Below are 13,805 nucleotides of genomic sequence, written 5' to 3' on the forward strand. Positions count from 1 at the left end.
CAGGTGGACCGATAATAAATAGGCGGAAAATAGTGAAGGTGGATTATTTGAAAAAATTCTGGCTGGTTCTTGTCTCTATTGTTTGTATTGCTGCAATCGTCGGCGGAAATATTTACTGGAATCATAGGCTGGGCCGGATTGCCAAAGCCGATTCGGCGCTGATTGGGAGCGGATCTGTTTCGGCAGGCGACATGAGCGGCACAAACGGTATCGCTGCCAAAAAAGTGAAGGCTCAGATTGCGAAGCTGCCGCGAACGATGCAGGAGGCGGCACAGAAAGCATTGGCGAACAACGGACAGGTCCGGGTTGTAATGATCGGCAGCGAGAATGTCCAGGCTTTGTCCCTGCTTCTGCAGCAGCGGCTGGACAGTTCGTTCGGCAGCCTGTTTTTTAAAGTCACAGCGGTCGATTTGGGTAAGAGTACATCGCTGCAGCTGAACCAGGCAAAGATAGAAAGCCTGTTCCAAAGCAGCAACGGCAATCCGGATGCGGTTATCTATACGCCCCTGCTCTACAACGATGACGGCAAAGTCAGCACGGATGACACAAATTCCGTTACTGCTCTGCTTGAAGAGAAAATCAGGCTGAAGTATCCTCAGGCTGCATTCTTTATTTCTCTGCCCAATTATTCGGCGAATGCGCCGTACATAAATGATCGGATCGATCAGCTCAGCACATATGTCAAAAGTCAGAACCTCGCAACCCTCAATTATCTGCCGAACTGGCCGGGAGGTTCAAAACGGGCCGGTGTCGTTGCAGCGGACGGGCACACAATGAGCAAGGCGGGACAGGATATCTGGCTGAAGGCAATAGGCCGTGATCTCGGCCTGTCTAAATAATCGATTTCTCGGGCCGGCTTGCCTGCTCTTTCAGCGTTGAAAAGCTCGAGGCGGGAAGCCAAAGCAGCGGACGGACGGGCAACCAGTCTTGCGGCCCATTTGATCTGTGCAGATCTGAGGACCGGCCCGTCCGCGGGGTGAAGCGGACCTGAAGCAAAAAAAACGCCGCGGTTCCTTCGAACAGATTGGAAACAGTTTTCCCTTATAGTATCAGAGTCAGGCATGGCTTGATGTTCGCAGATCATGTCCGAAAGACTGTCTCCCTAAGCTGTCTGGGGGGGGGAAGCCGGGATTCACGCCTGCGGCTCCGGCGAACAGATCGGGAACAGCCTTTTTTAAAATGTCAGGCCGGGGAATCGCATGGCACGACGTTCATGAATCTTGCTCGAAAGACTGCCCTTCCATGGCTGCCTGGGGGGTGCAGATGATCTAATCAAACTGTAAAAATCTGTATCTGGCAAACGTCAAACCCCTGGCTGATTGGTTTTGAAAAAACTCGTTTAAAAAATTGCCTGACGGGTATTTTCAGCATAAAAAATACGGAAAAAAGGCCTTTTTTATAAGCAAAACCAATCCGCGTTCACCACCGAGCCGCTCTTTTTATGAGCAGCAGACAATTCAAGCGCTGGGGAAGTGCTGAGCGAGACGCCAAACAAGAGCAATGTTTTCCGCAGTCCGACTCAGATTGGTCTCGGCATGTGCAAGGGCGTCCTCAAGAGAAACAGCACCCGGAACAATGGAAAACAGCGCGTCAATGCCGCCGTGGCGGTAAACGTTTCGGCTGCCGTCCGCCAAGGATCCGGCCAGCGCAATGACAGGAATTTCCGACTTTTTTGCACATCGTGCTACACCGACCGGCGTTTTGCCGAAAAGCGTCTGACCGTCAATTTTTCCTTCTCCGGTAATGACCAGTGAGGCTCCCTGCATTTTTTCTTCCAGCCCGGCAGCCCGAATAACTGTATCAACTCCCGGACAGATCGTCCCTCCAAGAAAGCAGAGAGCGCCGGCCCCCAGTCCGCCCGCCGCGCCCGCGCCGGGCACCCGATCGATCTCGATATCGAGATCTTTCCTCACGATATGAGCAAAATGCACAAGTGCTTCATCAAGTATCCGCACATCTTCCGGCGAAGCCCCCTTTTGAGGAGCAAAGACAGCGGCAGCGCCTTTGCTGCCGGTCAGCGGATTGCTGACATCTGTGGCGATGTCAAACCGCACGTTGGCTATTCTGCTGTCCAGCTCCGATAAGTCGATGGAAACCAGTTCGGCGAGCGCCGCACCCCCCGGGCCGACTGTATAACCCTTGGAATCAAGAAGCTTCGCTCCGAGCGCCTGAGCCATACCGCAGCCGCCGTCGTTGGTTGCACTTCCGCCGAGCCCGAGAATAATGTGGCTAACCCCGCGGTCCAGTGCCACAAGAATGAGTTCTCCGACGCCGAAAGTGGTTGCTTTCAGCGGATTGCGCCGATTGCGAGGAACGCAATCCAACCCTGCCGCAGCGGCCATTTCAATGACCGCTGTATCTCCGCCGCCGAGCAGGCCGAAGAATCCGTTAACGGGTTTTCCCTCCGGGCCGGTTACCTGTTTTTTTATAATCTTTCCGCCCGTGGCGTCGACCAGAGAACGGACCGTTCCTTCACCGCCGTCCGCCATCGGTACTTTAACACATTCACTTTCCGGCCAGACCCGCAGCCATCCCGTTTCAATCGCATCCGCCGCTTGCAGCGCGGTCAGACATTCTTTAAAAGAGTCTGGCGCAATGACGACTTTCATTTTTTGTGTTTGCACATTTCTTCCTCTCTTTCGAAACATTTATCTTGATCTTAAATTGAGATGCTGCTGCTTTTTGCCAGTAAAAAGATAAACTTTTTCTGAATGAACCATCTGATTCAAATCTGAGCATTCAATTATAAAACGGATATCCGTTAGGCCCGCAAAAACCGTCAAACGAAGAGGCCGTTAAGTACTAAAATTGTCCGAATCCTTTCATCTGATAGAGACAGCTGCTCTTTACATGTTAGCATATCTCACAATATTCGTTATATTAATTTTATCGCTAAACAACTTAGTCAGCCGATTTTTCAAGGTTAAGAATATTTCCCGGAAAATAAAATGCTCGTTTTATTTCGGGTTTTGCAGGATTGTGGAAGATGATGTCGAATGCAATTCAGCATGAAGTATTGAATGCCGCTTCAAGAAGAAATGAACAGCGGATACAAGAGTTTGGCCAAATTGATACGAAGGGAAAGGAGGCGGAGTTATCCGGGCGGCCTGCACCAATCACGATAAAGATCTAGGTGCAGGTAAACGAAGGAAAAGGAGGCGGCACCGTGTGTATCTTAAGCCTATTCAGATCCCGTTTCAAGTGAAACAGTTTGAAATTCTGTTTCAGCGTTTAAATCCTGACAGTTCCAAAAAACAAGATGTGTACTTGCAAATGTCAAAATATCTGGCGGGGTTCAAAGGAGAAAAATCACTGGATTATCCTCTCAGTTTTCTTTCCGCGGATGAATATTCGATTTTTCATAATCTGAGACTGTATGACGGAATTCATTATTTTCAAATCGATTTTCTCGTTCTCTCTCCGTATTTTTTTCTCATTCTGGAAGTCAAAAATATAATGGGAAGAGTAACCATCAATAAACATCAGATGATTCGGAGTACAGACCGGACCGAGGAAGCTTTTCCGAATCCGATGATACAGAATGCCCGTCTCAAAGAGCAATTGAGTTCGTGGCTGCTTTTACGGGGATGCACAGGAATTCCCATTCAAACCCAGGTGGTATTCATTCCCTCAAAATCGATTCTGCATCTGGATCTCGCTGACCAGCAGAATCACATCTGCACTTCGGATTTTCTCCCGATTCGCATTTCCTCATTAAAAAAACAGTATCCGCGACCCGCAGTCGACCGCAGTACACTCCTGGATCTATCCAAAAAATTGCTAAGTGAGCACAAGGACCTCGAAATTGACGTTTTTAAACAAACAGGTACTGTCCCTGAAGAAATCCTTACCGGCGTACGATGCCCAAGATGTGAAAAATTAGCGATGAACAGGCATTCGGCTGTCTGGACCTGCCCTGCTTGCGGCTTTGAGTCCAGAACTGCTCAATTAATCGCAATTAATGATTATCGACATCTGTTTGGACCGATTGTCACTAACAGCTTCGGTCGTCAGAAAAATGCTTCATTCTTATAAATTTCCATATAGCGGGAATTTCAAACAGCGAACCTATTTTTTGGAAGATCAAATTCTTAAGCAGCTTGAAAAAAGTCATAAAAAAAATTAAATAGCAGCTCAGAAGTTGAATTCGGCCGGAAGGGGTCGCGATTTGGCCGATAGCCCCGCGAATTCGGCCGGAAGAAAGCGCAATTTGGCCGGTAGCCTCGCGAATTCGGGGCTGTAATTTTTTCGTTTACCGAATTACCGAAAAATCAGTCCGACCTGCTCTTGAAAAACCACATACAAAAAGGCCGGATCCCCTCAACCAGCTGAGGGAATCCGGCCTTTTTAAATCCTTTAATCCGCTAAAATGGCATCAATTTTGTCAATTATTTCTTTGTCAAGTGTTATATCGGCGGATTGGGCGTTGTCGATAATCTGTTCCGGTTTGCTGGCGCCGACGACCGTGCTCGCTACGTTATCCTGACGAAGAATCCAGGCGAGGGCGAGCTGAGCCATACTGATGTCCAGTTCTTCGGCTACTTTCTGGAGCTGAGCGACTTTATTCAGGTTGTCAGCCGTCAGAAAGCGGTGAACAGATCCGCTTTGTTCTGCCGCACGACTTCCGGCCGGGACATCATTGACCGACTTATATTTTCCTGTGAGGACGCCCTGGGCAAGCGGAGACCAGCAGACCTGGCTGACACCGTGGGCGGCGCTGACGGGGATAACCTCATTTTCAATCCTGCGGTAAAGCATGCTGTACTGCGACTGGTTGGCGACAAAATGATTCAGCAGCTTTTCGTCGGCGATGTGTGCGGCTTCCGTGATCTGAGCGGCCGTCCATTCACTGACGCCGATATAATTTACTTTGCCCTGGTGGATCAGATCGTCGAAGGCGCGCAGCGTTTCTTCAATCGGCGTCTCCGGATCAAAGCGGTGGCAGTAATAGAGATCGACGTAATCAACATCGAGCCGCTTCAGACTGGCTTCAGCCTGCTCCATGATATGTTTTCTGGACAGGCCGCGGTCGTTGGGACCGTCACCCATGGGAAAGAAGACCTTCGTCGAGAGGACGATTGATTCCCGCGGGAAAGCTTTAATCGCTTTGCCGACCACTTTTTCCGCTTCGCCGCGCATGTAGACATTGGCCGTGTCAAAAAAATTAATGCCGAGGTCATAGGCCTTCAGAATTGTGTTCACCGCATTTTCATTTGCCACATAGCCGCCATAGGTCAGCCAGCTTCCGAGGCTGACTGCACTGACCTTGAGTCCGGAATTTCCAAGATGACGATATTGCATTTAAAACTCCTCCTTTTTGGTGGTGCGTTGACCGTCACAAAGCCGCAACGCTATCTGATTGCGGCGGAAAGCATGGAACGAAAAGGAAAACGCTTGGGACCGTATGGATTTACTGCAGGTTTTTATTGTGCTCGGCCATGTAACTTTCAATTTCATCGACAGTCCGGGGAAGACCGCCAGTCAGTACCTCATAGCCGTCTTCGGTGACAAGAACGTCATCCTCTATCCGGACACCGATGCTTTCTTCCGGAATGTACAACCCCGGTTCGTTGGTGATGACTTCACCGGGCACGAGATTTATATCGCGGTAATTGCCGACGTCATGCGTGTCGAGTCCAAGCGAGTGGCTGACATGATGGAAGTAATATTTGCGCAGTTCTTCCGGTTTTTGGATCAGGCCGATTCTGAGCAGCTCTTCAGTAAGAAATCTGATTGTAAAATCGTTCAGATCTTCAAAAGCGATTCCCGGTTTGACCCTCTTTGTGACCTCCCGGTTGCAGCGCAGGACGATGTCGTAAATGGTTTTCTGGCGGTCGGTGAATTTTCCGTTAACCGGGAAAGTATAGCTGATATCGCCGTTATAATATTGATACTGGGCACCCAGATCCAGCAGGACGAGATTTCCGTCCGCGGCGGTGCCGGTATTGGCCGAATAATGAAGCACCGTGCCATTATAGCCGCTGGCAAGAATAGTCGGAAAAGCAAATTCGGTAATGCCGCGGCTCTTCAGGACAAAATTGAAATAAGCTTCCAGTTCATATTCCTTCATTCCCGGTTTTGCGTTGGCGAGGACATTTCTGATACCGTCCGCCGTGATTTGTCCGGCCCGGCGAAGCAGCTCGATCTCTTCCGGGGACTTGACCACGCGAAGATCACTGATGACGGGATAGAGATTATGGACCGACAGATAAGGATAAGTGACCGCCGCATCGGCAGCGAATTTATTTGCCGGCCTGGCCGGATATTCCCATGACTTGGTCTCAAGATCCGCGTAAAGATGCCTGTAGACACGGCCGTCGAACTGCGAGCGGATGAAACTGTCCAGCTTATCGAGCAGTTCAATATTTTCAACACCGGAAGCTTCCCTGGCTTCGTCCGGTGTGATGGTTTCTCCGTACCATCTGGCCATCCACGGGTCGGCCCGCTGGATAAAAAGTGTTTCGCTTACTTCTCCATTAAACTTGGCAGCGACGAAAACAACTTTCGGTTCAGTAATTCCGGTCATATAATAAAAGTTCCGGTTGGGGTAGAAGGGGTAGCTCTCATCCGCTGACTGATGCGCCGCCTCGCCGGCGAAAAGGATTGTCAGCGACTGATCTTCAAGTGTTTCATAGAGCTTGCTGCGATTGCGTATAAAAAATTTTTTGTCCATACGGATCCTTCCTTCATCATGATATCGTTCCTCTATCATTCTATCATTTTGCAGCAGAGAAGTCGTAGAAAGCCATATTGAATATAAACATGTTTACCCGCCGGAAAGATCGGACGGGGCTGCAAACCGACGGGGCCGGCTGAGTTCAAAAGCGTGTGCAATCTTATAATCTGAAGCTGTAAGCAGCGAAAAGATCATATCGGGGAGATTTGATGTCCGTTTTTGATAGGAACTGATCCGCAGAAGAAGCCTTTTTTCCGGCAATCATGCCGGACTTTACACGGCCTTCATGCCCATGTACGGAGTTCGGCAAAGAAAGCGGCTGTGCCGGGTCCATTGTTTTTTGCTTTGGTGCCCCTGCACGGCATCAGGCAGCAAGTATTTCAGCTTCAAAAGAGGACCGGCAGTACTCGTGTCATAGAAGACGAAGAGAACAGGGCCGCACAGCCGGCTGCACGATTTATCGGCTGCGGCCCGGAGACAAATTATATGAAACCGAGCCGGACGGGCTTTGCTCCTATGTCTCCTGCCGGCCGCCGATTTACAAACGTTTTTTCCTTTTTAATTGGATGACCTTGAAAAAAAACTGCAGATGGCCGACCACATTCCGCCGCCACATCCTTTTCGGCTCAAGTATCATCCGGAAAAGCCATTCGAGGTTCAGTTTTCGCATCACTTTCGGTGCGCGCGGCTTTTCTCCCGAAACGAAATCAATATAGCCTCCGGCAGCGATACGGATACGGGGTGCCAGCTCACGATCGTGGCGGTCGATAAATTTTTCCTGCAGAGGCATGCCCATGCCGACGATCAGCACGTCGGCCCCGGACTTATTGATGGCCCGGACGATTTCCTGCTCGCCGCGAAAATAGCCGTGGTGAGATCCGGCGACCTTCAGCCGGCGGTATTTTTCCCGGAGGTGCTGTGCCGCTTCGCCGGCAATGGTTTCGGTCGATCCCAGCAGATAAACGGACCAGTCTTTCTTTTCGCACTCACGAAGAAAGAGAGGGATCAGATCCGTGCCGTTCAAATTTTCGCCAACGTGAATACCCCATATTCTGGCGCCCAGTTTTATGCCGATCCCGTCGTTAAGCAGATAATCGGCCCGATTCAGGATTTTCCGATATTCTGCGTCCTTCTGGGCAATATTGAACCCGTGATCATTTAGAAAATAAAGATTCAGCTTTTCTTTTTCCTCAGCCTTGCAGGCAAGCGTTTCAACAAATTCTTCCTTTGAAAGGAACACGCTCATGTTTATATTTCCGATGGGCTGCTTGTTCGTCAAAATGAACCCCTTCTTATGAATCCGTATTCAGCATGTCTCATATTGTATCATTTTCATCGACGGAACCGTTCCTGTCAAGCTTTTCTTATACTCCGTATTTGTCTGTCTTTAAATGCTGAGACGCCCGTCTCGGGCGGAAAAGTCAAAAAAATGCCAAAGTCCGGCCGATGAGCCGAAAAAAATGTAAACTAGCAGTTAGGTCATATCACGTGGCGAGAGATCGCTTTTTGAATTTTACCTATAAAAATGCAGACTGCATGTCCAAGATATTGGCCTGTTGAAAGGTTTTCAAAGAGCTCTGTGGAATAAGCAGCCTGTGGGCCGCAAAGCATGATTCGGAAAGATTTGTCAAGGGAATCAACAAAAAAGTAAGTAAAGAGATTGTTAAGAAATTACTGGTATCCTCTTTACAATGTGATATAATATCGGTTGAACAAAACAAGACAAGATTATTTTTCTTTGAAAACCGTTTTAGCGTTTTACCGGACGGGAATTTTGGATACAAGGCAGGCTGACACTATGGTCTATTTGACGTTTGTCATATGTTTTCTGGCGGCAATCGGGTTGACGCCTCTTGTAAAAAAGCTTGCAATTCGCGCGGGTGCGACCGACGTTCCCAATGCCCGCAAGGTACACAAAAAAATTATGCCGCGCATGGGCGGGCTGGCAATCTATTTAGCTTTTCTGATTGGCATGGCGATTCTGTGGCCGGCCAGCAGCTATACAGTGCCGCTGCTTGCGGGCAGCGTGATCATTATTCTGACAGGTATTCTGGATGATTTGTACTCTTTGACGCCGCGGGTGAAACTGGTTGCTCATTTTCTTGCGGCCCTGGTTATTGTCGAGGGCGGAATCACGGTTACTTATATTAATCTGCCATTTAACGGCGTGCTTTACCTGCACTGGCTGAGCATCCCGCTGACCATTCTCTGGATTATGGGCATTACCAATGCGATCAATCTGATTGACGGACTGGACGGGCTGGCTGCCGGTGTTTCCAGCATTGTTCTCATGACGATTGCCGGTCTTGCGCTGACAGAAAATGATTTGTTTGTATTTACGGTCAGTGCGGTACTGCTTGGAAGCACGCTCGGTTTTCTTCCTTATAATTTTCATCCGGCAAAAATATTTATGGGAGATACCGGGAGTTATTTTCTCGGTTATGTCATTTCGGTTCTGGCTCTGCTCGGTTTTAAGAATGTAACGCTTTTCTCGCTCGTCGTTCCGGTCGTTATTCTTGCCGTTCCGATTTCCGATACACTATTCGCGATTATCCGAAGGCTGGTCAATAAGAGGCCGCTGACGGCTCCTGATCGGTCGCATCTCCATCACTGTCTGCTTCGCTATGGCTTTTCACAAAGCCAGACGGTGGTGCTGATGTACGGAATGAGCGCGATGTTCGCTCTTGCGGCGATTCTGCTCTCGACCTCTACGCTGCTCGGCTCGCTGATTATTATTATCGGCGTGATGCTGACGATTGAACTGGTGGTGGAAGGTGTCGGACTGGTGAGCGCGGGCTACAGGCCGCTGCTGAAGATCTATAAGCGGATTATCAGCCTGGCTAAGGCGATCAGTCTGGCCAAGGTGAAATAAACGGGAGGGCAGTTCTGTTCCGGGACCAGGCAAGGGGGTTCCGGCTTTTTTTATTATATGTTTTTAAGAATTGCAGTGTAAGTACCGAACATCAGCGCCGCGTCCCGCGGGCTGTCCGGCATCAGGCTGTCCCGGCCTCGTCTGCAGCAAAAGTTCGGCGGGGCCCGGTTTTCTAATAGGAGCGCGGCGCCGGTCTGCTCCGGAATTGCTGAAAAAGGGGAGGCGCAGCCGGGAAACCGGGCCGGTTGTTGAAAGGGCTTATCTGTCCGCGGGTTCCGGCAGCTTTTTATGAAGATAGAGTTCCTCTATCTTTTTATTGTCTGCCGTGCCGTTTGTCAGGTCCCTGATCCAGTTAGTGTAAACGGAACTCTCCTCCTGACGGGTAAAAACATCAAATGAAACTTTATCGGTATACTGCACGTTCTTAACAAGATAGGAAGATTCACGAAGCTTATTATCGATTGAACCGCTCAAATGGTAGTCGACGCTCGTGCGCCATAAATCCGCGGGAATCTGCTCGATCACCTCGGCAGCGGCGAGTCCTGAACCGGCAGCGTGGGCGTAAGCGCGGATCAGACCGCCTGCTCCCAGTTTGATTCCGCCGAAGTAGCGGGTGACGATGATTAATACATCGCAGAGTCCGCGCCGCTTCAGAACGTCGAGAATCGGTACGCCCGCCGTTCCGCTCGGTTCCCCGTCATCGCTTGCTTTCTGGATTTCCTGCTTCTTGCCGATGACATAGGCAAAACAATGATGGTTCGCCTTCCAATGTTCCTTGCGCTTAGCCTCGATCGCCGCGGCCGCATCGTTTTCCGAGACAACCGGGAAAACGCTGGCGATAAATCGGGAACGGCGAATCTCGATTTCTTTGATTGCGGGGTGCATAACTGTTATATAAGAAGATAATGTCATCAAAACCAGCTCCTTGGCCGTTATTTTGTCCGTTTCAGGACGTTTCCTTTGATCGGGACATCTTCTTCCAAAATCCGCTGCTTCGTATCGGAATTTCCGGGAGTGCGCGCCGATTTTTGAATGCTCGGTGCGGCTCTGTGAATCATTAGGGGAAACCAGTTATTCTCTGCGCATTTTGAAACAAACACGTGCAAAAAATCATTTCGTGCGGGATCAGCAAACAGTCATTATGAAAACAGGATCCGTCTATGAAAAAATGACAAGATCTGAGACGGATCATACAGATCGATTTTACAAAAACATACCATTCTTGCTTTGACAAATCAATCATCGGCCGGGCTTTTCCGAACTAATAAAAACGTATATTTTATGTTATTATAAAAATAATTGGTAACATTTACACTTGTAATACGTCTGATGCTATTAAAGAATGGAAATAGATTGTTTTAAAGTGAATTAGTTCTTTGGTACTATAGGGAGATAGGTACAAGGTGTCTAGCGGGTACGGCTCTGTTCCGCTACATTTGTTACTATGGAGGGAAAAAATGTCAGCCGACAAAAATGAACATGATGCGCATGACATCAAACACCTTGATAAAATCATCAACGATATGATTGAGAACGTCAGCGACAGCAAAACCCAGATTTTTGAAATAGGCGAACAATCCAGGAAAGAGCACGACGAGCTGGCTAAGGAACTTCACTTGTTAAAGCATGAGTTAACCGGAGTGATTGAGCGCAGCGACCGGCTGGAAATTGAGGCGAGAAAATCGCGGGGACGACTGGCCGAAATCAGCCAAGCGTTTGACCATTACGGAGAAAAAGATATTCGGACCGCCTATGAGCGGGCAAACAACATTCAGAATGAACTGTCGATTGTCCGCGAAATGGAAAAACAGATGAAGGCCCGACGCAACGAATTGGAACGCCGTCTCGTGCAGCTGTCGGCGACGATCAAGAAAGCGGACAGTCTGGTGGGGCAGGTAACGGTTGTCCTTAATTATCTGACGAGTGACTTGAAACAGGTGGGAGAAATGGTCGCCAACGCGCGTGAACAACGCGCGCTTGGTCTGAAGATCATCGAAGCCCTTGAAGAAGAACGGAAAAGGCTCTCCCGCGAAATTCATGACGGCCCGGCTCAGACGCTGGCCCAGGTCCTGCTCGGGCTCGATGTTGTGGAACGCGTCGGCAAAAAAGAAGGATCCGAAGCGGCCAGATATGAGCTGCAAAAGTACCGGGTCATGGTACAGGATGCTCTGGCCGAAGTCCGGCGGATTATTTACGATTTAAGGCCGATGAGTCTGGATGATCTGGGTTTGGCGCCGACACTTCAAAAATATTTTCATCGAGTCAACGGAGACTATCCTGCTATTGAAATCAACTTTCGCTGCCTGGGCAAGGAGAAACGTCTGCAGTCGCGGATGGAAGCTGCACTTTTCCGGCTGATGCAGGAAGCTGTTCAAAATGCCTGCAGCCACGCCCACCCGAAACACATTGCTGTCCGCCTGGAATTTCGCAACGACAGAGTGCAGATGCAGGTAAAGGACGACGGTATCGGTTTTGATCAGTCGGTCAAGAAAGAAGGAAGCTATGGTCTGATCGGGATGAAAGAACGAACCGAATTATTAAACGGAAAGCTGGTCATTCATTCAGCAATTGGCAAAGGGACTTCGATCTTAATTAATATTCCGATCCAGCATGGTGATGAACTGAAAGGGTAATTGATTTTATAAAAATGTCAGATGGGAGGGTGCCCCGCCGTCTCATATCTATTGGCTGACCGTTAAAAAGAGAGGTGAGGAGCCTGCTGCGGAAGGGGCGGCACGGATGATCCCGGATCCGGCCGGTTAAATGCGTGAAGGGTACGGTAAGAACAAGACCTGCCCCGGAGCGTGCGGCCGCTATCGGCCGTTATTTTCCGGACAGGCGGGAGGTTCATGTTTTCTGCAGCGGGTAGGATAGTGACAAACGTTCGTCCAAAGGTTACAAAAATTGTATTGATCGACGATCATCGCCTTTTTCGGGAAGGCGTTAAAAGAATATTGAATATGGAGCCGGATTTTGAAGTTGTCGCGGAAGGCGACGACGGCATCATTGCTGAAAAATTGATCGATGAATCCAAACCCGACGTGGTTCTGATGGACATCAATATGCCCAAACTGAACGGTGTTGAGGCGACAAGACAGCTGATTAACAATCATCCCGGCCTTAAGGTGATCATTCTTTCGATTCATGATGATGAAAGTTACGTCACCCATGTGCTGAAATCCGGAGCTCTGGGCTATCTGCTCAAAGAGATGGATGCGGATTCAATGATTGAGGCCGTCCGGATTGTTGCCCAGGGCGGAGCTTACATTCATCCGAAGGTGACGCACAATCTCGTCAATGAATTCAGAAGGCTTGCGTCACAGGGCTACTCAACCGAACCGTCCGGATTTCGCGATCTCGAATTCCGGCCGCCGCTTCATATTCTCACACACCGTGAATGTGAAGTGCTTCAGCTGATGGCTGAAGGGAAAAGCAACCGTGCAATCGGTGAAAATCTGTACATCAGTGAAAAAACGGTCAAAAACCACGTCAGTAACATTCTGCAGAAGATGAACGTCGACGACCGTACTCAGGCTGTGGTTGAGGCAATCAAAAACGGCTGGGTCAAGATTTACTGAACGTTTATCCGGAGAAAGGCATGCGGATTAAGAAAAAGAGTGGACGGCGACGTTGTCTCAAGCCGGTAAAAAACATCAGACGTACGGTCCGGCAGCAGTTTCTGTGCTCGGGCGCAATGGCGGGAATCGCGGAAAAATGGGCTGCGGTTCTTTTATTTTGGCCATTGGTTGGTGAGAAACCCTCCGCAGATGCGTCTGTAGAAAAACGGGCAGGAGGCTTTACCCGGGCAGATTCTGAAAAAAAGCCATGCTGGTTTTTACAAATGGGGTCAGGCACGGAGATGAACGGCTGGCTCACTATTCAGTGTAAAAACGAAAAAGAGAAAATCGAATGAACTTTTTCCTGACAAAACGGTGAAAAAGTTTAATCCGGATAAGCCGGCGGCTGCAAAATCAGCGGTAAATCCTTAGAAATTGACAGTTTCGTTCTTATCAGCAATGGCGGAAGAATCCGCAGTAAACCGTAAAGAATCTATGATAAGCTGCGGAGAATCAACAGTAATCGCAATAGAATCAACCAGTGAGAATATACGGAAAACATCCGGGTTTGCCCGCCGGGGAAAATTGGCTTTTCCGCCGCATCCGGCATCCGATTTTTCATTCAGATACTGCTCCTTATAAACCGCTGTGATAAAAAATTGTCGAAAAAGAAGGAGTACGCTTGCCGGTGTTGAATTTA

11 protein-coding genes are annotated in these 13,805 nt (G+C 49.1%); 6 read left to right on the top strand and 5 right to left on the bottom strand.

Annotated elements, in window-relative coordinates; translation table 11 throughout:
• Nucleotides 1–38 precede the first annotated feature (38 nt).
• Complete coding sequence (locus tag Q6A92_RS18965; protein ID WP_443029761.1) at nt 39–839, top strand: hypothetical protein; 801 nt, start codon at nt 39–41, stop codon at nt 837–839.
• 618 nt (nt 840–1,457) lie between these two features.
• Here Q6A92_RS18965 and Q6A92_RS18970 read toward each other — a convergent pair.
• Nucleotides 1,458–2,609 (bottom strand): glycerate kinase family protein, encoded by a 1,152-nt coding sequence (locus Q6A92_RS18970; RefSeq protein WP_332239094.1) that lies wholly within the window; start codon nt 2,607–2,609, stop codon nt 1,458–1,460.
• A 559-nt stretch (nt 2,610–3,168) separates the two neighbouring features.
• Between Q6A92_RS18970 and Q6A92_RS18975 the strand changes: the two genes are divergently transcribed.
• Nucleotides 3,169–4,035 carry an NERD domain-containing protein gene (locus Q6A92_RS18975; RefSeq protein WP_332239055.1) on the top strand — a complete coding sequence of 289 codons (867 nt, stop codon included), beginning with the start codon at nt 3,169–3,171 and terminating at the stop codon, nt 4,033–4,035.
• Between the two features lie 321 nt (nt 4,036–4,356).
• Here Q6A92_RS18975 and Q6A92_RS18980 read toward each other — a convergent pair whose 3' ends face one another.
• The 3 genes from Q6A92_RS18980 to Q6A92_RS18990 form a co-directional block, all read right to left on the bottom strand.
• Nucleotides 4,357–5,301: an aldo/keto reductase family protein gene (locus Q6A92_RS18980; protein ID WP_332239056.1), complete on the bottom strand. Its 945-nt coding sequence runs from the start codon at nt 5,299–5,301 to the stop codon at nt 4,357–4,359.
• 109 nt (nt 5,302–5,410) lie between these two features.
• Nucleotides 5,411–6,673, bottom strand: coding sequence for an aminopeptidase P family protein (locus tag Q6A92_RS18985; protein WP_332239057.1), 1,263 nt, complete (start codon nt 6,671–6,673; stop codon nt 5,411–5,413).
• A gap of 541 nt (nt 6,674–7,214) precedes the next feature.
• Nucleotides 7,215–7,955 carry a WecB/TagA/CpsF family glycosyltransferase gene (locus tag Q6A92_RS18990; protein ID WP_332239058.1) on the bottom strand — a complete coding sequence of 247 codons (741 nt, stop codon included), beginning with the start codon at nt 7,953–7,955 and terminating at the stop codon, nt 7,215–7,217.
• 519 nt (nt 7,956–8,474) lie between these two features.
• On the opposite strand from Q6A92_RS18990, the gene Q6A92_RS18995 reads away from it, so the two are divergent.
• Nucleotides 8,475–9,548, top strand: coding sequence for a glycosyltransferase family 4 protein (locus tag Q6A92_RS18995; RefSeq protein WP_274398504.1), 1,074 nt, complete (start codon nt 8,475–8,477; stop codon nt 9,546–9,548).
• 258 nt (nt 9,549–9,806) lie between these two features.
• On the opposite strand, the gene Q6A92_RS19000 is transcribed toward Q6A92_RS18995, so the two are convergent.
• Nucleotides 9,807–10,460 carry a YigZ family protein gene (locus tag Q6A92_RS19000; protein ID WP_274398505.1) on the bottom strand — a complete coding sequence of 218 codons (654 nt, stop codon included), beginning with the start codon at nt 10,458–10,460 and terminating at the stop codon, nt 9,807–9,809.
• Between the two features lie 545 nt (nt 10,461–11,005).
• Between Q6A92_RS19000 and Q6A92_RS19005 the strand changes: the two genes are divergently transcribed.
• From Q6A92_RS19005 to Q6A92_RS19015, 3 genes are all read left to right on the top strand, one after another.
• A complete protein-coding gene (locus Q6A92_RS19005) occupies nt 11,006–12,181 on the top strand; it encodes a sensor histidine kinase (protein WP_274398506.1) in 1,176 nt (391 codons plus the stop codon).
• Between the two features lie 216 nt (nt 12,182–12,397).
• Complete coding sequence (locus Q6A92_RS19010) at nt 12,398–13,126, top strand: response regulator (RefSeq protein ID WP_274398509.1); 729 nt, start codon at nt 12,398–12,400, stop codon at nt 13,124–13,126.
• A gap of 20 nt (nt 13,127–13,146) precedes the next feature.
• Nucleotides 13,147–13,461: a hypothetical protein gene (locus Q6A92_RS19015; protein ID WP_274398510.1), complete on the top strand. Its 315-nt coding sequence runs from the start codon at nt 13,147–13,149 to the stop codon at nt 13,459–13,461.
• Nucleotides 13,462–13,805 lie beyond the last annotated feature (344 nt).

The organism is Sporolactobacillus sp. KGMB 08714, from assembly GCF_036598985.1.
In the GTDB taxonomy this organism is placed as follows: Bacteria; Bacillota; Bacilli; order Bacillales; family Sporolactobacillaceae; genus Sporolactobacillus.